Raw genomic sequence first — 18,416 nt, forward strand, 5'->3', positions numbered from 1 at the left:
GTCTCACAGTTCGGCGTCCTCTTGCGACACAGTCAGGGATATATCGCCGGAATGCTCGTGCTTCTCGACCATGAAGCCCAGCAATTTTGCTATATCGACCAATGCCGCCTTTTTATCGTGCATCTTGATTTTGATACCCGTCTGCGTCAACGAAACCTCGGATACTGCCGCTGCTATCTCGTCTTCGATCTCTTCACTAGGAACCAGTTCAACCGGATAAATGCCAAGGCCGTTCGGACTGGCATTCTCAGATGTCGTATCTATCGGGCTTTTTCCCCACCTGACGGCTTTTCGAATGTCCGCGAACGCAATCTTTGCCAGTTCCTCGACAATGCGCTCTTTCGTGATTTCAAGCTTGGCAGCGGTCTTTTCCCGCCCTTTGGCAATCGCTTCCTGCACCAAAACATTTAACAACAGGCGGGAACCTTGCTGTTGAGCCGTCTTCTCGCTGTATCCTGCCCGTATCGCCGCCTGTGTGGCATTCAGGTCAATCAGGTATTCAGCGACAAACCGCTCTTGTTTCGGCGTGAGACTCACGGTTGTATTCCTGATGGGTTAATAAGGAGGGCTTCATGTTTTTTGTTAGAGATTCCGTCGTTGGATACAAGTTGGGCGCAATCAACATCCGTTGCCCTGCTTGCTCTCACCGGGGTGCATTCGCATCAATCGGCAAAGATATTGTTGATGCTGTTTGGGAGGAACGCGATGTCCACGGGAACAAGACGTATGTTACCTTGCGTGCAGGACTTCGGTGTTGCCCAAATGAGGACTGTCGAGCTCTTGTCTTTTTTGCAGATAGCGACGGATCGCTGACTACATATCCTCCGGAAGTTATCGACTTTGACGGGTCGAACCTTCCGCCACGAATTCTTGCCTCACTCGAAGAAGCAATCAAGGCACATGCCGCTGGGTGTTTTCGCGCATCAGCTTTAATGATTAGGCGCGTCCTCGAAGAACTTTGCGAAGATAAGCAAGCGCAAGGCAATAACCTAATGCAGCGCCTGAAGTCGCTCAATTCAACTGTTATTATACCTCAAGAGTTGCTCGATGCAGCTGATGAACTGCGTCTTCTTGGGAACGATGCTGCGCACATTGAGGCGAAGACCTATGATACCATCGGCTCGTATGAGTGCGAAATCGCTATAGAACTCACGAAAGAGCTTCTCAAGGCGGTTTATCAGTACTCGAATCTTGTTTCAAAACTTAGGGCGCTCAAAAAGCCAGAAGCCAACCCGAATGCCCCCTAAAATCACCAGGCAAACCTATTCTTCGAATGAAAAACCCCGCACGATGGCGGGGTTGAAACCTGTGCTTTGTGTGGAAACTATCTGAGCGCTAATAGAACTGTCGGCTCAACAATCGACGGTTCAACGTAATGAACGCTCTCAGCTATTCCGACATAATCGCCACACTGATGCTCATGCTCATGCTTGCCGACTTCTATCGGCGAAATTGATCATAACGCAACAGGTGCTATTGCCCACTCGAACTTCTCCCAAAGATCAGCCCAAGTGTAAATGTGACGGCACTCAAAACAGCCGTGATCAATGAGCCTCGCTGCACATCAGGCGCTAATGGAGCAAATATCAATACAGCTAATAGGATAATCAGAAGAATTAACGCCATAGCCGCGATATTAGTTGGCGCATGCTCCTTCGTACCGAAAACATGACCGAGCATACCTCTCTCCTTAGACTGTGCGTCTAAAACCTTTCCCGCTAGTTCGGCGTTCCTCGGCAGTTCTGGACGATCAATCAAATTGACCTCCCCAGTAAACCGAGTAGGACATCACGTGAGGCCCCTTGTCGCCAGCAGGCGCCTGTACAAAACAAGTAAGCCACAAAGGTTTATTTTGCACAGTTCCAACTTGAATTGGCCTTAGGGAGGTACCAAGCGGATTATCAAAATTGGTCAAAACAATTGTAAACCCACGATCATTCTGATCACGGGTCGTAATGTTGTGTTCCCCGCCATTGCTTTCCAAAACGAGAAGATATCGCAAATTAGCGATGTCCAACGTTAACGGAATGCCTTTCGGTATAACCACTGAGGCTGAATACAAGACCTCAGCATCACCCAGTTTGGAGATGACAGATGGCGTCTGTGCAAAATTCAAAGGCGGCTCATTCGTTGACATTTTACATATGCAGCATGTTCCTGAGCCAAAGGCGAGTCATTACCAATTTCTATCAACAGATGCTTTCAGCGCCGCCGTTCTGATTACTGTCCGAGTGGCAGGCTCGCAGCAGGACTTGAACCTACGGCCTGAGCGCCTATCGCCACGATCAGCAACAAACGCACTGCCTATCTTTTCTTTCATGTCCCATCCCCGTTAGAGACAGCACAATAATAGAAATCCAAGCGCCTCATCAAGATCATAAAAAAGCGGCCCGAAAGCCGCCTTGCAAATCGGATTGCGCCTTAAGCGCAAATCACCACGATACAAAATATAGTGTAATTCGCTTAAGCGGGCAACTACCTATCGCGTTTTATACCCCCAATGCACAGACAATTCTTCAAGGCCATCTTTGATGTAATCGCTGAAGGTGGTCTTCTCGCGTTGTGTCTTGGCGATGTCGGCAATTTCCATGCCCTGCCCCACGACTTTGATCATGATATCGAAGGTGCGCTTGCCGAGAACCGGCAGGCAGCTATTCAGATGATGCGTTGCCTCTACCATCCGATCAGGCAGTGGATCGATAGCCTTTCCTCCGTCAACCTGAACTCGGCCGTAGTCGATAGCAATGGCCCCCTTTGCGCCGGATTGTTCCCAGTACATGCGAAACCGTCCAGCCGCCGCCCACTGCGCATCATTGATATGGCCGCGCGCGTAAAGCGTTCCTACGGCGCTTTCCCTGATGTTGACCAATGCTTCAACCTTGATCGGGTTCGACCTGGAAGGCTGATGCGCCGGATTGAAATGAGGGTTCGGGGCTTCACACACCCGCACTGATGATTTGAGGCTACCCGGCTCATCATGTTTACGCCGCGCGACTTTAAGCGCATCGCGCAATCTCTTGTCTGCAATCTTTCGCTGTTCAGTCATCGCCGCCATGTCTGTTCCTCGTTGACTTGGTTATGCTGCTTGTTCATTGTGCCGCTCGAAACGGGCTTTCCTGCGCGTCTCATGGCTTCGTATGATGTGGATACGCCGCTCGACTTCTGGCTCAGTTAGTCTGAGTATCGCGGCGATCTCGAATGTGTCTTTGCCGGTTCGAAAGAGCCACAATGGACAGGTATGCGGGCTGTAGGTTGTCATGCCGCCTTCCCCGCTTGCTTAAACGATCCGGTTGAAACCGGCTTCATGGTTTCCAGATCGAGTTCATGTCCATTGGCCTCTGCTGCCGCCTGGAGGCGAGCCATTGCGGCGTCATAGGAGTTTTCTTCGTCCCTCTTGTCCTGCATTGCGGCCTTGACCGACTGCCATTTTTCGGTTGCACGGGCGCGACTTTCTGGCGTCCACGTGGATTGTGATTGTGAGCGCTGGCGCTGCTCCTCACGCTGTTCTCGCAAAATGCGGTCACGATTGGCGTCCCATGCCATCGCGTCGAGAATTGGCTTCATCACCTTGTTGCACTCTTGGCGCAGTTCTGGCGGGTCAGGCAGGAACGGGTGTCCTAGCGAGCCTTGCAGAATGTTCCTTGTGGCTACCTGCAAGCCGTGGCGGGTAACACCCTCCAGAGCGATGTAGTAAAGGGCCACGTTGAGACTGTCGTTATCCGAAGCCCTTGAGCGAAGGCCGGAAAGCAAGGTCAAGCACTCGAACATTTCCTGCTGAGTGGCCTTCGTCGTGAAATCCTCGGTTTTCGCTAACTGGTTCATCTTTCAAAACTCCAAGTCGCCTTGCTTCGTCGCGTATTGCATCCCCGATGTTTCGGGGCTTGGGAGGCGGTTCGTTCCGGTGAGCGGTAAACTTCTGGTTGGCTTCATCGAGCCAACTCTGGCCGTTCAGCCATGTGGAAGCGTGCCGGGTGTATTCGGGATTTTCGCCGCGTCGTTGCTCGGCGTAGCGCCGGACGCCAGCGAGGATCGTTTCAAGCTCAGTCTGCTTGCGAGCCGAACGAAACGCCTTGAGGGCTTGCCCCCTGCCGACACGACGCGGATAGATCGGCCAGAACTGTTGCTCGAATTCGCTATCGAAGTCCGGTTTGATCGATACATCTGAACGAAGTGAAGATGTTATATCTGTATCTGTATCTGTATGGTTGAACGGTTGTTGAACATCTGTTGAAGCGAGCCTTTGTTTTTGTTGCCTTTTTTCGGCACTTGCTTTTCCGGCCTTGGAATTATTTTTCAACTTGTTCGCACGACTTGAAATTTCGGTTTCAGCACGATGGTTCGTTATCATGCCATCGATCAGCTGAAGCTTGCCAAGTTCGACAAGCTTTTCGACCGTCTTCACGAACGTGCTCTCACGCATGGTGCAATAGGTGGCGAGGCGCATGACGTGAAATTCAACCGGGCCGTTTTCCTCGTAGATGCGGCAAAGCATCATCGTGTAAACGCCGACCTCCTGAGCAGACAGGCCGCGAACACCGTGCATGAAGTCTGAGGGGTAGAAATCGAAATAAGGAATACGGTCCCGGCTCATTTCACCACCTCGATATCGATCCCGTAGATCGCTTTCATCATCTTTTGCTTGAGGCGGAATACCGGCGTGACAACGCCTTTCACGTCGATGACGCGCTGGCGTTCCTCAACCTGATCCCAGAAGGAGAAATCTGCCTTATAGGTGGCGATCAGAAAGCCATCGACAGCGAGGACATACGGGCGCTGCAACTCGACCGAATGGACCTCACCTGCTTTTTCACGCTGTTTGAGTGCTGCGTAATAGCGCGCCTCTGCCTTGCTATCGAAGGTGATGCCGTCGAGCGTGGTTTTCTTCGCGCCGTACTTGTTGCGGCGGGCTGTCTGGCGAAATTCTGCGGCTGAAATTCTCATGCCGCCTCGCCTTCTCCCTTGCGGGCGATGGCGTTGCGGTAATCTTGTGCCACTGCTTCAAGCACGGCTACGTCACCACGGCGGTTTTCCAGCTCGTGGTCGGGCCGCTTGTTTTTGCCAGATGAGAAATCACTGAGCCACCACAGGCGTTCGTTTCTGATCTTCTCAATTCCTGCCAGCTTTTCCTGAATGGTGAGCGTCATAGCGCGCCCCCGAACAAATCAGGCTGCAGAGGGGCGCGTGCCATAATCGCCTGCTCACGAGCACGGGAAGCACAACCACGCAGCCATTCCGCAAATTCTCCAGAACGGCAGTTCGCTTCTCGCTCACAGACCTTGGCATAATATTCGAGAAATTCTGGTGACTTCGGATCGACCATCACAACGCACCTTCAAAGAGTTCGCCTTGCCTGGCGTCCTTGCGGTCGAGCATGCGAAGAACGGTTTCGCCTCGGTGTTCCTTGTCCCAGACGAACCAAGCATTGAGCATTGGCGGTGCGCCCTGCCCTGTGAAATCGATCTTCCAACGCATGAGGTAGACGCGAGCGGCGGGGAACCGGCTCCAGAATGATGCAAGACCGCCGGCACCGGGCCAAGACCAATTGAGCAGGAGCGCCATATAGTCGATGTCTAGCGTTTCGAGAGCGTGGTATAGCCAGCGAGCTTTTCCATTGCCCCAGCCGCATTCTTGAAATGGTGGGTTCGTGACGATAGCCGGAGCCGGAGCTATCGGGAACTCATAGAAAGATCGGACATCCGCATCGCAACCGCGGTCGATCAAATCCGATGCACGAACGACCAGCCCGAGCGATTCCATTTCGCGGACCATTGCGCCGTCGCCTGCTGCTGGCTCCCAAACGCAAGGAAAGTCGCGCAGTCGCTCAATCTCAGCATGGAGGAATGCGCGCGTGGGTTCTGGAGGAGTCGGATAGAAATCGTCTTTTTCACGAACAAGGGAATCGGACTTAACAATCTCACCATCGAGCATGATGTGCACTGGCTTGGCCTTATTGCCCGTCGCTTTGAAAAGTCCGCGTGCTGTGGCCGTCATTGCATCCTCCATGCGAGATAGAGGCCGATCATGCAGACCAGCAGGATTGTCAGGAGAGTTGAGAGAATGGCGGCGGCGAAAGGGTTCATCGTTCACCCTTCTCTATTCGCGTCGGGAAGGTCTTTTCGTCCTTCTGCCGCTGCGTCAGCCTTAACCAGTACTGGCGCAATTTCTGCCACGCTGCTTGCAAAAGGCGTTCCAGCCAGAGCATCCGCGATGCCAAGAAGTTTCGAATTGCGCGCATGGGCTAGTTCCCTCTCAGCCGCATAGGCTTGTTCTGATGCTTCAAGCGCCGCTTTGTAGGCGCGAGCGATGGCCGCATATGCGGAAACAGGCATGTCTTTGATCGATCGATAGCGGAGGCGATGCATCCAAGATGCCGGAGCGCCATACATGCGCTCGGCCCGGTGCATGGCAGCGTCAACGGTATCACCCGGCCCCCGGTAGGTACTTTGAAGAATGAAATCACTCATCCCTCTGGCGCTGCTGACAAACTCGACACTCATTTTGTCAGATCCTTCAAAACCTTTGTCGGACATTGCAAAGCTCTCCAGCTACGTTTCAGGACATGACAAGCGCCCTGAAGCGAAACGAGAGCAGGAGTTGAGATTTGGAGCACATCGGGCATGCCGCATGGCGCGTTTTGCAGAACGCACGAAAAGCAGCGATTGCCCGAAACGAAAAAGGCGCGGGTACCGAATCGCACAGCGCAGAGGGTGTTCCAGGTATTTCTGCCTTGAACGCTGCACTTCGCCCGGAGGCACCCGCTACCGTCGATTATCCGGGCGAACGGAAAAGATCGCGACACAAAGGACGCTCGACGGGTTCTTGAATTGGAGATTGAGCGAGGCTTGTTCCTCATCGCCGCCCCTCGCTCGAAAAGGAAGCCGCGCCACGCTTATTGAAGGTGGCGCGGCTTTCTTCGTCAGTGTGGGAGGAGTTCACCAACGAATGAAAATTCTGCAATGCATGTTCATGCGTGCGACCGCTCGCGCTCCTGCCGGTCTTACGGCAAGAGGCGATGAATGTTCCGTCATGGGTTGGGAAAACGGTCGCAGTCATGGCTTACGACATCCCCAGAGCGTCCATGTAAAGCTGAAGCATCGCTTCTTCTTCCTGACGCTCATGGTCTTCCTTCTTGCGAAGGCGAATGATTTCCTTGAAGGCTTTGGCGTCGAAACCGCTGCCCTTCAGTTCAGCAATGATTTCTTTCTGGTCATCGCTGATAGTTTTCTTTTCTTCTTCAAGGCGCTCGTAACGTTCAATGAAAGCCCGAAGCTGGCCAACGGCAATCGTCTGCGCTTCCGATGTGATATCGTCGCTCATTACACGGTTCCTGATAGGGTTGAAGGTTGCGGTTGTTGCGCAGAAGCACGGACCTCTTTGCGGGATCGATGCGAGGCGAGCCACACATACGTGACGCCCTTTAACCCTCGCTTTGAACACGCCGAAACAACCTTATCCCAATGCTCGGGAGCGATACTGTCGCGCCGTCGCATTTGCCTCGCCGCTTCGTATCCGCAGCCAACGTCCCGGGCGAAATCTGAAATTTTGCCCCAGCTATCAATCAGGTCGGTAATAGTGTCTGGCGTGTTCATCATGGCCATATCGTACATAACGTACGACAGCAATGCAACACAAATCGTACACTATGAACGACAATTCCAAGCCATAATGTACGAATGGAACCGAAAGACCGTTTGAAAGAGGCGCGCATTAAGGCCGGGTTTGAAACCCCGAGTGATGCCGCACGCGTGCTCAAAGAGATCAATAAGAACACTCTGATAAGCAATGAGAACGGCAATCGTCCAATCTCGCGCAAAGCAGCCGAAAAATACGGTGAATTGTTCGGCGTCGATCCGGGCTGGATACTTTTCGGTGAAGGCGGCTCACCCGAAGATAAAATTAGCGGGGCAACACAGATAGAAGCCATGTTGCGCCGCATCAAAGGGCTGAACGATCAAGACATACTTGTCGTGATGAGCGTCATTATGAACGCAATTCGCGTGAATGGCGACGAACAAGAACAAACTCAGCCTGATGATCAATCTGGACTGACCACTGACCACCATAAAGTGAAGCCATAGTTTCAGCTAACTCGTTGGCTTTGAACTCAGCCTTTCTCATTGCGGTAAGAAGGCCACCATTCAGCGTGGCAACTCGCAAAAGCTCCAGCCTGTCACCTTCCTTACCCGGCTGAATGGTCACGAATTTAATCATTCACTCCTCCCCGCCGCTATATCTTTTCCATTTCTTCGACCTCTGGCGGCAGTCTGTCGCCATGAGCAAATATCAGCTTTGGCGGGTCAAAATCACCTGTTTCTGCATCGCCGGTATTGGCGAAGGCAATCACCATCGGGCTACTCGCTGCGATTCGTTCGGCTGTTCGCTTAGCGTGAGCCGCATCTTTCGCGATGAAAGGTGTGTCGGGGCGTAAATTCCCGCCCTTTATCTTCGTGTAGCTCTGCACGATGAAATTCGTTTGCATGCTCATACTCATTATTCCCTGTTACACTGATATGTGCGACAGGATGACTCACGGGCGAGAACGAAACAAGAACATTTTTAATCAGAGGTTAACGGCATTTTGCCGCCGCGAGATGTTGGGGTTGCAATCATTCAGGAGCAAAAAGGTGCGCGATTGAACCGGTTGCTGGTTTACTCGCATCTCGGTCGGTTAGAAGCGGAGCCTCCCCGAAAGCGTCTTTTGCATCCTTGGCCATCTCATACACGGTAACAGCTACCAACCGGAAAAGCATATCAGCAGAGTCTTGATCGAGCGTGTCCTGAGGGTGCATGAGAGGATTTCGATCTAACGCTCGAATGCGGTCTAGCATGGCAGCAACTTTTCGGGATGGGCGCACGGCAGTTGTGTCATCATCTGCCAGATCTTGTACTGCCTTCACGTATGCTCCCCAGTTTTTAAGGCTTTCGGTCGTTTTCCCAAATCCTTCCAGATACTTGTGGATCGCCAATTCCAATCCTCGTAGGGCGTGGAAACCTGCCGCGGTGGGGAGATCAAACGCTAGGCACCGACCGGCGTCATCGAACTCTTTTTTAGCTTCCATCGGTAAAAACTCGTATGATGAAGCCGGAATGAATTTTGAGCCGTTAGACACCAAAGAAGACGTCTTATAAATCGAGACCTGCCCCACAGAATAAACATCTACCTGCCGACATTCTGCTTCTAGCACGTGCTTAAAGGCATTCAGCCGCATACTAATATGATGATATTCCCAGCTATGGACCTCTTGGCCGAATTTATCGGCGTCAATTCCGTTTGAATGGTGCGATTGCTGCCAATCGGTCAACAGTTCGTAAAGTTCCTTCGCTACGATCTTCGACGTATCAAAACCGTTGTCATCTTCCAGAAAGGCGACCAGGGTTCTCATCAGATTGTCAAAAGTGAAATAAAGATAGCCGTGCTTAGTGTTATCTAGCGCCAAAGCCCTTGTTGCGTCGGCCATAGTGTCTGACAGCTTCATATAATCGAGCAGATTTACGCGCTTCATTGGTGCCCCCTCAGAGATTCCTAGATAAAGAAATAGTACTCGGCCCCTAAGGTTTTAAAAGCCAAAATGACCTCTCTGCTGCATTTCTCGGCTGGCTTCTGTTCGTTCTGATTCTACCATGATGCGGGCAGGCGTCAAAATCAATCGTACATTTTGCACCAGTATCGTACATTTTGTACTTGACTGATCTTCGTACGTTTTGTACGGTTCTCTCAACAAACGAGATGGGAGACACCCGAATTGAACAACGAAAAAGCTTTCCAGATTGGTCAGTACGCTGCCTACAAGGCCAAGTCGCGTGAAGTTCCGGAATACATGACCGGCGATAGCATCCGTGCATGGCTCGACGGCTTCGATAGCATCCGTCCCGCTTAAGCCTTCCGGTTTCCGCCCGGAAGGGCGGTTTCCCGAATGCTTATTCGAGGAGACACAAATGCATCCCTCATACCAATCCACGATTTCAGGAATTGCCAGCACGATCGCAGGCGTCTCGAACTCCATCAATCGCCCCCGCTACCTTTCAGACGTTCTGGAAATCAAACAGGCTCGCGGCGACGACGATATTGCCTTCTTCAAGCTGCAATGCCGCATGTTTCAGTCCCGCTTTGGCGCGACGATAGAAGGCGCTCACAAAACAGCCCTCAAGGGTGACGCAGCCCTGCGCATCTTCGCGGAAATGCTTGAGGAGTTCATGTGATGCCGGACCACCTCACCGAAACCGAGGTCAGGCGGTTGATCGCTGAAATTGAGCATCGTCTCAAAACCGATCCGCATGTGCCGACCCGCCGCTATCTCGCTGAAAAGCTTTTCGAACTCACCGACCTTCTACAGGAACAGGAAGGAATTGCAGCATGACCGCTCAAGCCATTGATGTTCACCACGAAAACAGCATGCCGGTTCAGCGCGGAGACGCGCCTATGATTTCCATGATCGAGCGCATCGCCATGGACCCGAATATTCCTCTCGACCGTCTGGAAAAGATGCTCGACATGAAGGAGCGTATGGAAGACCGCGCCCGAGAAGACGAGGAACGGCAGGCCAAGAAAGCGTATTTCGCCGCCATGTCCAAGTGTCAGGCTGAATTGCCGGTTGTCACGAAGACGCGCAGGAATAGCCACACCAATTCAACATATGCCGATCTGGCCGCAATTGAAGATCAGGCTATGCCGATCATTCATAAGCACGGCTTTGCAGTCTCGTTTCAGCCAGACGGATACAACGAAAAGGGTGAGCTTCGCATCCTTTGGGAAATCTCCCATGCTGACGGACATTCCCGCAACGGCGTTGGCGAAATTCCGGTGGATGGCGCTGGATCGCAGGGCAAGGTCAATAAGACCGGCACGCAGGCATTTGGCAGCACGGCAACTTATGGGCGGCGCTATCTGCTCTGCATGCTGTTCAATATTAGCACTGGCGATGACCGCGACGGCAATAAGGTACCGGAACAGTTAGGGCCGATTACCGAAGAACAGGCCTCCGCGCTGCGTGAACTTATCGAGAAGTCCGGTGCGGCTATCGATCTGGTCTGTGAAAAGTACAAGATTGACGCAATCCCTGACCTTCCCGCTAACCGGTTCAATGAATGCTTCCGCGACATTGAAAACTGGTGGAAGCGCCAGCAGCGCGCGAACGGCGGTGCGAAATGACCGAGATTATTCAAGGCTCCCCGGAATGGTTCGCGGCTCGCCTTGGCCGTGTCACTGCATCACGTGTCGCAGATATAATAGCCAAAACGAAAACCGGTTACGGCGCGTCTCGCAAGAACTATCATGCCGAGCTTGTTCTTGAGCGGCTGACTGGAGCAGCAACGGAGGGCTTCACTTCTGCCGCCATGCAATGGGGGACAGACAACGAGCCTGACGCACGTTCGGCCTACCAGTTTGAAAAGAACATGCGCGTTGTGCAGGTTGGCTTTGTGGCTCATCCGTCAATCGCAATGACTGGCGCGTCTCCTGACGGTCTGGTCGGTGATGATGGCTTGCTGGAAATCAAATGCCCGAACTCGGCTACGCATCTCGATACACTCATGTCGGAAGCGATCCCGGCCAAATACGCCACGCAAATGATGTGGCAGATGGCATGCACAAAGCGCGCGTGGTGCGACTTCTGTTCGTTCGATCCTCGCATGCCGGAGAATATGCGCCTTTTTATCAAGAGGCTGGATCGTGACGAGCAGATGATTGCCGAGCTTGAGGCCGAAGTCGTCAAGTTCCTGCAAGAAGTATCCGCAACCGTCGAAACCCTGACCCGTAAGTACGGCGGTGGCTACGACACGACCGAAATCACGGACGAAGTCCGGTTGATGATGGCAGGTTGATTATGTCCAGCGCTCCTATTCTCCTGTCATGGGATGGAGAGGCATTCTATCCGGCCTCCCCTTACTGGGCATCCCGCGCAGATCGGCAGTTTGTCGTTGGCGAAACCTACAAGCTTGTCGAGCATCACGACCGTTCGGAAGCGAGCCACAATCATTATTTCGCTTCCATCGCCAACGCTTGGAACACGTTGCCGGATCATCTTCTGGCCGAGTACCCAACTGCCGAGCATCTGCGCAAAAAGATGCTGGTCAAATGCGGCTACGCAGATGAACGGACCGTAGTGTGCGCCAGTAAGGCGGAGGCCGAGCGCGTGGCCGCGTTTATCAAGCCGATGGACAACTACGCTGTCGTGATTTTCCACGAGGCTGTTGTGAAGGTCTACACCGCGCAAAGCCAAAGCCTCAAGGCCATGGGCAAGCGCGAATTTCAGGAAAGCAAAGAAGCCGTTCTCGCCGCAATCGACAGATTGCTTGGCGTGGAACCCGGCGCAACCGCGAGGGCCGCTGCATGATCCCCTCTTTCATTGCAAAATTCTTCAACTGGCTTTTCCCCGAACCGGAGCGCCGCGACCTTCAGGCCGAGATTAACGCCAAGATTGCGGAAATTGAGACGGCCAAGCGCCAGCACCGCCCGCGAAGCCACCTTTACGACGAACTCAACGGCCTGATGGCCGAGCAACTGGCCGAAGAACTCGGCTATGCGAGGCACTGATATGGCCCGGAAAGAGTTCTCCCGGAAAAACCGCACCGCCGCCATCGAGCGCGCCGCCGGTCACTGCGAAAAGTGCAAGGCCGCTCTCAAAAAGGGAGAGGGTGAGGTAGATCACATTTTGCCTGACGTTCTCGGCGGCGAGCCGGTATTGGCCAATGCGCAGGTGCTTTGCCAGCAATGCCATGCGGAAAAGACGGCTGACGATATTCGTCGGACCCGTAAGGCCGACCGCCAGCGGGACAAGAACAATGGCGCGATCAAGCCTTCTTCCAAGCTGGCAAAAACCATCAAAGAGCCGAAGCGCCTCTCCAAGCCCCTCCCTCCCCGTAAGCGCGACATATTCGGTCGCCCTGTTAGCGAAGGTGCGCGAGCATGAACGAGAAAAACTGGAAATGGTATTCCGGCGACAATAACGAAAGCTATTCGTTCGGGCCGTTCGATACCCGCGAAGAAGCAATTGACGAAGTGCGCGGCGTATATGGTGATGACGTGGGCGTCTATGTGACCGAGGCTTACAAAGAACCTCTCAAGCTATCGTCGTATATATCAAGAGATTTGGTCGAGACGCTTCTTGAGCATGCCGAGGAATGCGTTGCTGATCTCGCTGATGAGTACGGCGACCATGTAACATTCGATGTGTCCGGCGATCAGCAAAAAGACCTGCGCGCTATGCTTACGGCCACTGTTAATGCTTGGCAGGAAAAGCACGGCCTGAAATTCACGACATGGTGCTTCACCGATACCCGGAACGAAGAATTTATCGCGCCGGAGGTCCAGCCATGACCACCCTACCGGAAGAAGCCGTAACCTCGGCGGACATCATTCGGGTCATCACCGATCTGCGTTTGGCAATCCTGCAGGATGACGATGAAGGGCTGGCTGAACATGCCGAACCCATGGTCAAAGCCAAGGAGCTTATCGCCAAGCTTTCCGCGTTCCCCTTCCTCTCCGTGCAAGGGGCAGGTGTGCGCCCAGATGCCCGCCAAGCCTTGGATCGTTTCAGTTTTGCGGCCCAACAATGGGCCTGGCAAGCGGATCAGGGATCAAACGACGCCATCATCAATGACACAAAGGCTGAATTTGACGCTTCATATGCGGCCCTAGAGCGCATCCTCTCCGCAACGGAGCCATCCGCAGCGCGTGAGCTGGCGTCGGAGGAAGGCGATCTAAACGCCCGCCTTAAAGCAAAGGGCATGTATTCCATCGATGAAATGATGGGGAGCTTGCCGCTCGACAAGTGGCGCGTTCACTCCGGCATGACCGATCTGAAATTCTTTGGTGAGTGGCTGGAGCGCAAAACCCGCGATTATTGCACGATGCACGCGGCTTATGAGGTTGGCGATAAGGACGTAAGCGACGAGCTTTATGAATGGGTGCTCGCACACTACAGCGCATTCCATGATGTTCTAGTCAATTTCCGCGCCGCCCTATCCTCCCCGGACCATGCCGACGCCGGTAAGGTCGAGGGGGATGGGCGAGCTGATCTTGAACGTTTCTGGCGTCCGATTTCCGAGGCCGATAAGTCGATCACGTTCGAAGAGACTTTCGATCTTGGCGACGGCAAGTCGATGACGATCCGTAATTCGGATCATTACTGGGTGCGAGACGCAGACGGTCGGGTCTATGAGGCAACATGGTCCGATCACAAGGGCGGATACTGGTGGGATTTGGAAGGCGAAAGCCCTGTCGATCCTATCGAATATATGCCGCACCCGCTTTCTCTCCCATCTGCACCAACTTCAGAGGACGCGGAATGAGCAAGCGCGGCGAATTTACCCCATTCATCAAATCCAAAATGGAAGCGTTTCTTGGTCGGGAAACATCAAGAACGGAACTGCGCCTCTTGCCTTACTTGCACTATGTGATGGTCAACGAGCAAAGGATTGAGCCGCTTAAGATCAATCAGGATGAACGATCGATCCTTTCACAGCTTCGAGAAGCCGGTCATATAGAAGGTGGCGCAGCGGGCATGGCAATTTCCCGCGAGTTCTACGACTTCATCTGCGACGTGGTGTTTCACGCGTATGTCGCCCACGAAGAAGCGCCTTTTGAAGCCCCATCAGGAGGCGATAATGTTTGACAGCGAGACCACTCGGCTGATGCCTCTGCAGGAAGTGATAAAGATCACAGGAATCCGACGGGCAACCATATACAAGAAAATTAACGAAGGCAGCTTTCCGAAAGCGGTTAAGCTCAGTCCCACTTGCGTCAGATGGCGCTCAGACGAGATTGAACGGTGGGTCGAAGAATTGCCAAGGCATTAGAGAGCGGGGGAAGCCCGCTCTTTTCCTATTCGCCGATATCGCCAAATATCGTCGGAGATGACCGCCTGCGTCCGCCGAGAAGATCAGCGGCAACTAACGCTCCTTCCAACAATTTATCGGCCCATATCTGAGCCAATTCCGCACGGCGAGCCATGTGTTGCGCCCGGTTGTACGCGGCCTCAACCTTATCCTTCGGCTTATGTGCAAGCATGGCGTCGATAACGAACCTATCGGCGGGAAATTCTTCATTCATAACGGTCGAAAAAGTGGACCGCCAGCCATGCGGCACATGCCTTTGGGGAAACCCGGCCCGATTGAGAAGATATCCAAGCGCGTTCTCACTCATTGGTTTGTGCGCATGCCGCGCATTCGGAAATACATAAGGCCCCTTTCCGGTAAGAGTATGCACCGCCTTGAGCGTTTCCAATGCTTGGCGCGATAGCGGAACCTCGTGATCGTTACGATCATCATCCTTCATCGCTTTGCGCAACTTCATCCGCGCTGCCGGGATCCTCCATATTGGTTTCTCCGGATCCACGTCAGCCAACTCATCCCACCGCGTGGTAATCAACGTGCCGGGGCGAACAACGGTCAGCGCCAGCAGCCGCATGGCAAGCCGTGTAACGGGATGTGCAGGCTCACGATCGAGCGCTGCAATTATCTCTCGCGCTTCGGCCAATGTCGCGACCGCAGGCTGACGTCCTTTTTGGATCGGCGTGAGTGCCTTTTGAACGATTGCCGCAGGATCATTCAAACCTTTGCCGCTAGCGATGGCGAAAACAAACACAGCAGACATGCGCTGCCGAACTCTATGTGCCGTCTCGATAGCTGGGCGTTTCTCGATCTTTCTGAGCACGTCAAGCACATCAGGCGGAGTGATATCGTTTATCGCGGTTGAACCGAGATCGGGAAATACGTCCCGCTCCAGACTGGTAATCACATCATCCGCGTGCCGTTCGACCCAAGATGATTTCTGCAGCTCGAACCAGTCTCGCGCCACCCTCTCAAATGTGTTTGCGCCGGGATCTGGCAAACCTGCTTTTAATTTCCGTCTTTCTACAGCCGGATCTTTCCCAGCCTTCACCAGCTTCTTCGCCTCATCGCGGAGCTGCCTAGCTTCCGCGAGCGAAACTTCGGGATAGGAATCGAAAGAAAGCACTTTGGGTTTACCGGCGAACCGATATCGGAAACGCCAGACCTTTGAGCCGGCAGGCGTCACAAAAATGGATAGCCCGTGGGAATCGGTCAGATGATAACCTTTATCGCCCGCCCTCGCTTTCTTTATGGCCGTATCTGTAAGCATCAGCCCTCCCAGACCGTATACACATCGTACTCTGCGCGATGTACACATTTCCGGAAGCCGCTATACACATCATATACACAAAATGTGAAGCTTGACGTAGCTGGCGGTAGATCGCGCTGGATAGTGAAATGAGGAAAAACGCCCGGATATGCAAGAGAAATAGCGCAACACAGCGGAAAGTGGATTTGATACTGGCGGAGGGGGTGGGATTCGAACCCACGGTACAGTCTCCTGCACGCCGGTTTTCAAGACCGGTGCCTTAAACCGCTCGGCCACCCCTCCAGGCAATTGATTTCTCGTGCTTTTCCCGATTCCGGTAAAACAGCAAACCGCAGCAAGCTACCGATTTGCGACCAATCGCTCAGCGAGTGACTTCTTAGCAGCTTTTCTTTTCACGTCAACGTGCACTGTTTCATTTGCCAGCATTCCGAATAGCGAAGATCAAAACGGCGGCAGGTTGAGAGGACAACAGTTCGATCCGGCGCTCGAAATGCAACTTTCGATGTCGATGCCATGGCCAGCGCCCGGATGCGCACTAGGTTCTTGCGAGCAAGCCTCTATCACAGATCGCCATTTCGGCAGAATTCAACACGGAGAAATCCCATGCAGCACGAAATCCGCGAAAATATGGAAGTAATCGGAGCCGATGGCGTTCATGTCGGCACGGTCGACCACATTGAAGATAACCGCATCAAGCTCAAGAAGACCGATAATTCCGGCCAGCACGCCGACCATCACCATTATATCGAACTTGGCTTCGTTGCCGACGTTGAAGGCGACAAGGTAAGACTTTCCGCCAATGCGAATGTGGCGGTCACCCTGGAAGAAGAAGCCTCCGGTCGCCCGGTCGATCTTTGAAGCAGCCCGAACGCCAGTTCATAACACGGCGCGGCGGGCTGCCGTGTTATGAGGCGCGCTGCCGTCTCCAACACCTTCATCATTTGTTGCAGATCCGGACGCCGGTCTGATAGAGTTTTTATGCAAAAATGCCGCAATGAAGCGACCGGACTTGTCCTTTGTCATAATGCGGCTTAAACTTGAGTGTAATAATCAAAATAAGAAAAGGGAAGCTATGAGTCTGGATTCCGTAAAGGCCTTTTTTGCGGCCAAAGCGCCTGAAATCGAAGTGATCGAACTGCCCACCAGCACCGCCACCGTTGTTCTCGCCGCCGAAGCGCATGGCGTGGAACCGGGGCAGATCGCCAAGACGCTTTCCTTTTCGGCCAAGGAGCAGACCATTCTCATCGTTACCCGTGGCGATGCCCGCATAGACAATCGCAAGTTCAAGGATCAGTTTGGAACGAAGCCGCGTATGCTGGATGCCGAGACTGTCCTTGCTGAAACCAGCCATCCCGTCGGAGGCGTTTGCCCGTTCGGCCTGCCGAGCGCCCTGCCCGTCTATTGCGATGTTTCGCTGAAGACCTATGAGGAAGTCGTGCCTGCAGCCGGGGCTACCAACAGCGCCGTGCGCATCGCTCCGCACAGGATGGCCGAACTCGTCAGCGCCGAGTGGATAGATGTTTGCCAGTGACGCCAAAATGGACGTTTGCGGCCGGTCTGGGAGGAACTCGCAGCGAATTGATGCCGGCAACAACTTTTCCCCTTTAAAGGTGAGAAAAGACTTCATATATTTTAAGAATGATTCTAAAGTGGGTTAAGAAACAGATACTCGCTTTAGCGCATGTTCCGATCGCGCCTTGAACCTTTCGGAAAAGCAGATGCGACAGGACCAGAATTTAAAAGCAGTTCCGAAACAGGGATGAACGTTTTCGGTTGGAGCTGCAAACTCAAGGATTGGAGCATCGCTGCCTCTGTGGAGGCGAGATTGCTTCAAGACGTGTTGAAAGGAACAGTGATGCGTCTTACCCGCCAGACGAATTATGCCGTTCGTATGCTCATGTACTGCGCTGCCAATGACGGCAAGCTCAGCCGCATTCCGGAAATTGCACGCGCATACGGCGTTTCTGAACTGTTTTTGTTCAAGATTCTTCAGCCGCTCGTCGAGCATGGGCTGGTAGAAACGGTGCGCGGTCGCAATGGCGGCGTGCGGCTCGGACGCGCGGCACAGGACATTTCACTGTTCGACGTCGTGCGGGTGACGGAAGAAAACTTCGCCATGGCCGAGTGCTTCGAAAACGACGCCACCGAATGCCCGCTGGTTGATAGCTGCGCACTGAATTCGGCGCTGCGCGAAGCGCTCAATGCCTTCTTTGCCGTGCTGATGAAGTACAGCATTGCCGACCTCGTCAAGGCGCGCCCGAATGTGCGGCACCTGCTTGGTCTCGATGAGATGGAACCGGAGCGCGTCGCGAGCTGA

At 53.4% G+C, this 18,416-nt stretch carries 31 protein-coding genes and 1 tRNA gene; 17 read left to right on the plus strand and 15 right to left on the minus strand.

Going from position 1 to position 18,416, the window contains the following annotated elements; translation table 11 throughout:
• Window positions 1-3 precede the first annotated feature (3 nt).
• Window positions 4-537: a terminase small subunit gene (locus JNC63_RS18970; RefSeq protein ID WP_374846658.1), complete on the minus strand. Its 534-nt coding sequence runs from the start codon at window positions 535-537 to the stop codon at window positions 4-6.
• A gap of 35 nt (window positions 538-572) precedes the next feature.
• Between JNC63_RS18970 and JNC63_RS18975 the strand changes: the two genes are divergently transcribed.
• The gene (locus JNC63_RS18975; protein ID WP_374846659.1) at window positions 573-1,247 is read left to right on the plus strand and encodes a DUF4145 domain-containing protein; all 675 of its coding nucleotides are present in this window, start codon (window positions 573-575) and stop codon (window positions 1,245-1,247) included.
• A gap of 503 nt (window positions 1,248-1,750) precedes the next feature.
• On the opposite strand, the gene JNC63_RS18980 is transcribed toward JNC63_RS18975, so the two are convergent.
• The 10 genes from JNC63_RS18980 to JNC63_RS19025 form a co-directional block, all read right to left on the minus strand.
• A complete protein-coding gene (locus JNC63_RS18980) occupies window positions 1,751-2,137 on the minus strand; it encodes a DUF6864 domain-containing function (RefSeq protein ID WP_374846661.1) in 387 nt (128 codons plus the stop codon).
• Window positions 2,138-2,479: 342 nt separating this feature from the next.
• Entirely contained in the window at window positions 2,480-3,055 is a 576-nt protein-coding gene (locus JNC63_RS18985; RefSeq protein ID WP_374846663.1) for a hypothetical protein, read from the minus strand.
• 200 nt (window positions 3,056-3,255) lie between these two features.
• A complete protein-coding gene (locus tag JNC63_RS18990; protein ID WP_368649650.1) occupies window positions 3,256-3,756 on the minus strand; it encodes a hypothetical protein in 501 nt (166 codons plus the stop codon).
• Window positions 3,716-4,591 (minus strand): DUF1376 domain-containing protein, encoded by an 876-nt coding sequence (locus JNC63_RS18995; RefSeq protein ID WP_374846664.1) that lies wholly within the window; start codon window positions 4,589-4,591, stop codon window positions 3,716-3,718. Before JNC63_RS18995 ends, JNC63_RS18990 begins: the two co-directional genes overlap by 41 nt.
• Entirely contained in the window at window positions 4,588-4,941 is a 354-nt protein-coding gene (locus tag JNC63_RS19000; protein WP_374846665.1) for a DUF1064 domain-containing protein, read from the minus strand. Before JNC63_RS19000 ends, JNC63_RS18995 begins: the two co-directional genes overlap by 4 nt.
• A complete protein-coding gene (locus tag JNC63_RS19005; protein ID WP_374846666.1) occupies window positions 4,938-5,144 on the minus strand; it encodes a hypothetical protein in 207 nt (68 codons plus the stop codon). The genes JNC63_RS19000 and JNC63_RS19005 overlap by 4 nt, the downstream gene beginning before the upstream one ends.
• Window positions 5,141-5,320, minus strand: a complete 180-nt coding sequence (locus JNC63_RS19010) for a hypothetical protein (RefSeq protein ID WP_374846667.1) — start codon at window positions 5,318-5,320, stop codon at window positions 5,141-5,143. Before JNC63_RS19010 ends, JNC63_RS19005 begins: the two co-directional genes overlap by 4 nt.
• Window positions 5,320-5,991, minus strand: a complete 672-nt coding sequence (locus tag JNC63_RS19015) for a hypothetical protein (protein ID WP_374846669.1) — start codon at window positions 5,989-5,991, stop codon at window positions 5,320-5,322. The genes JNC63_RS19010 and JNC63_RS19015 overlap by 1 nt, the downstream gene beginning before the upstream one ends.
• A gap of 92 nt (window positions 5,992-6,083) precedes the next feature.
• On the minus strand, window positions 6,084-6,530 hold the full coding sequence (locus JNC63_RS19020; RefSeq protein WP_374846670.1) for a hypothetical protein: 447 nt from the start codon (window positions 6,528-6,530) through the stop codon (window positions 6,084-6,086).
• A gap of 526 nt (window positions 6,531-7,056) precedes the next feature.
• Window positions 7,057-7,317 carry a DUF2312 domain-containing protein gene (locus tag JNC63_RS19025; RefSeq protein ID WP_022570418.1) on the minus strand — a complete coding sequence of 87 codons (261 nt, stop codon included), beginning with the start codon at window positions 7,315-7,317 and terminating at the stop codon, window positions 7,057-7,059.
• Window positions 7,318-7,673: 356 nt separating this feature from the next.
• Between JNC63_RS19025 and JNC63_RS19030 the strand changes: the two genes are divergently transcribed.
• Entirely contained in the window at window positions 7,674-8,078 is a 405-nt protein-coding gene (locus JNC63_RS19030) for a helix-turn-helix domain-containing protein (RefSeq protein WP_063621017.1), read from the plus strand.
• 149 nt (window positions 8,079-8,227) lie between these two features.
• Here the strand turns inward: JNC63_RS19030 and JNC63_RS19035 are convergent, their stop codons facing one another.
• Both JNC63_RS19035 and JNC63_RS19040 read right to left on the minus strand, forming a co-directional pair.
• Window positions 8,228-8,485 carry a hypothetical protein gene (locus JNC63_RS19035; RefSeq protein ID WP_077684336.1) on the minus strand — a complete coding sequence of 86 codons (258 nt, stop codon included), beginning with the start codon at window positions 8,483-8,485 and terminating at the stop codon, window positions 8,228-8,230.
• A gap of 121 nt (window positions 8,486-8,606) precedes the next feature.
• A complete protein-coding gene (locus tag JNC63_RS19040) occupies window positions 8,607-9,503 on the minus strand; it encodes a hypothetical protein (protein WP_077684335.1) in 897 nt (298 codons plus the stop codon).
• A 240-nt stretch (window positions 9,504-9,743) separates the two neighbouring features.
• On the opposite strand from JNC63_RS19040, the gene JNC63_RS19045 reads away from it, so the two are divergent.
• Genes JNC63_RS19045 through JNC63_RS19100 form a run of 12 tightly spaced genes read left to right on the plus strand, consistent with a single transcriptional unit; the run spans window position 9,744 to window position 14,796 of the window.
• Window positions 9,744-9,878: a hypothetical protein gene (locus tag JNC63_RS19045; protein ID WP_022570414.1), complete on the plus strand. Its 135-nt coding sequence runs from the start codon at window positions 9,744-9,746 to the stop codon at window positions 9,876-9,878.
• A gap of 58 nt (window positions 9,879-9,936) precedes the next feature.
• Window positions 9,937-10,200, plus strand: coding sequence for a hypothetical protein (locus tag JNC63_RS19050; RefSeq protein ID WP_077684334.1), 264 nt, complete (start codon window positions 9,937-9,939; stop codon window positions 10,198-10,200).
• A complete protein-coding gene (locus JNC63_RS19055) occupies window positions 10,200-10,358 on the plus strand; it encodes a hypothetical protein (protein ID WP_022570412.1) in 159 nt (52 codons plus the stop codon). The genes JNC63_RS19050 and JNC63_RS19055 overlap by 1 nt, the downstream gene beginning before the upstream one ends.
• Window positions 10,355-11,149: an ERF family protein gene (locus JNC63_RS19060; RefSeq protein ID WP_022570411.1), complete on the plus strand. Its 795-nt coding sequence runs from the start codon at window positions 10,355-10,357 to the stop codon at window positions 11,147-11,149. The genes JNC63_RS19055 and JNC63_RS19060 overlap by 4 nt, the downstream gene beginning before the upstream one ends.
• Entirely contained in the window at window positions 11,146-11,820 is a 675-nt protein-coding gene (locus tag JNC63_RS19065; protein WP_077684359.1) for a lambda exonuclease family protein, read from the plus strand. Before JNC63_RS19060 ends, JNC63_RS19065 begins: the two co-directional genes overlap by 4 nt.
• Window positions 11,821-11,822: 2 nt before the next feature.
• On the plus strand, window positions 11,823-12,332 hold the full coding sequence (locus tag JNC63_RS19070; protein ID WP_374846672.1) for a hypothetical protein: 510 nt from the start codon (window positions 11,823-11,825) through the stop codon (window positions 12,330-12,332).
• Window positions 12,329-12,532 carry a hypothetical protein gene (locus JNC63_RS19075; protein ID WP_022570408.1) on the plus strand — a complete coding sequence of 68 codons (204 nt, stop codon included), beginning with the start codon at window positions 12,329-12,331 and terminating at the stop codon, window positions 12,530-12,532. Before JNC63_RS19070 ends, JNC63_RS19075 begins: the two co-directional genes overlap by 4 nt.
• 1 nt (window position 12,533) lies before the next feature.
• Window positions 12,534-12,908 (plus strand): HNH endonuclease, encoded by a 375-nt coding sequence (locus JNC63_RS19080; protein WP_374846674.1) that lies wholly within the window; start codon window positions 12,534-12,536, stop codon window positions 12,906-12,908.
• Window positions 12,905-13,315 carry a hypothetical protein gene (locus JNC63_RS19085; protein ID WP_374846676.1) on the plus strand — a complete coding sequence of 137 codons (411 nt, stop codon included), beginning with the start codon at window positions 12,905-12,907 and terminating at the stop codon, window positions 13,313-13,315. The genes JNC63_RS19080 and JNC63_RS19085 overlap by 4 nt, the downstream gene beginning before the upstream one ends.
• On the plus strand, window positions 13,312-14,289 hold the full coding sequence (locus JNC63_RS19090) for a hypothetical protein (RefSeq protein ID WP_374846678.1): 978 nt from the start codon (window positions 13,312-13,314) through the stop codon (window positions 14,287-14,289). The genes JNC63_RS19085 and JNC63_RS19090 overlap by 4 nt, the downstream gene beginning before the upstream one ends.
• Window positions 14,286-14,612, plus strand: a complete 327-nt coding sequence (locus tag JNC63_RS19095) for a hypothetical protein (RefSeq protein WP_374846679.1) — start codon at window positions 14,286-14,288, stop codon at window positions 14,610-14,612. The genes JNC63_RS19090 and JNC63_RS19095 overlap by 4 nt, the downstream gene beginning before the upstream one ends.
• A gap of 19 nt (window positions 14,613-14,631) precedes the next feature.
• On the plus strand, window positions 14,632-14,796 hold the full coding sequence (locus tag JNC63_RS19100; protein ID WP_374846690.1) for a helix-turn-helix transcriptional regulator: 165 nt from the start codon (window positions 14,632-14,634) through the stop codon (window positions 14,794-14,796).
• Between the two features lie 25 nt (window positions 14,797-14,821).
• On the opposite strand, the gene JNC63_RS19105 is transcribed toward JNC63_RS19100, so the two are convergent.
• Window positions 14,822-16,099: a tyrosine-type recombinase/integrase gene (locus tag JNC63_RS19105; RefSeq protein WP_374846681.1), complete on the minus strand. Its 1,278-nt coding sequence runs from the start codon at window positions 16,097-16,099 to the stop codon at window positions 14,822-14,824.
• Between the two features lie 192 nt (window positions 16,100-16,291).
• Window positions 16,292-16,381, minus strand: a tRNA-Ser gene (locus JNC63_RS19110).
• 321 nt (window positions 16,382-16,702) lie between these two features.
• On the opposite strand from JNC63_RS19110, the gene JNC63_RS19115 reads away from it, so the two are divergent.
• The 3 genes from JNC63_RS19115 (at window position 16,703) to rirA (ending at window position 18,416) form a co-directional block, all read left to right on the plus strand.
• Window positions 16,703-16,957: a DUF2171 domain-containing protein gene (locus JNC63_RS19115; RefSeq protein ID WP_006471358.1), complete on the plus strand. Its 255-nt coding sequence runs from the start codon at window positions 16,703-16,705 to the stop codon at window positions 16,955-16,957.
• A gap of 214 nt (window positions 16,958-17,171) precedes the next feature.
• Complete coding sequence (locus tag JNC63_RS19120; protein ID WP_063621045.1) at window positions 17,172-17,630, plus strand: YbaK/EbsC family protein; 459 nt, start codon at window positions 17,172-17,174, stop codon at window positions 17,628-17,630.
• 324 nt (window positions 17,631-17,954) lie between these two features.
• Entirely contained in the window at window positions 17,955-18,416 is a 462-nt protein-coding gene (gene rirA, locus JNC63_RS19125; RefSeq protein WP_006471360.1) for an iron-responsive transcriptional regulator RirA, read from the plus strand.

The sequence above is a fragment of the Brucella ciceri genome, assembly GCF_041930145.1.
GTDB lineage: Bacteria > Pseudomonadota > Alphaproteobacteria > Rhizobiales > Rhizobiaceae > Brucella > Brucella intermedia.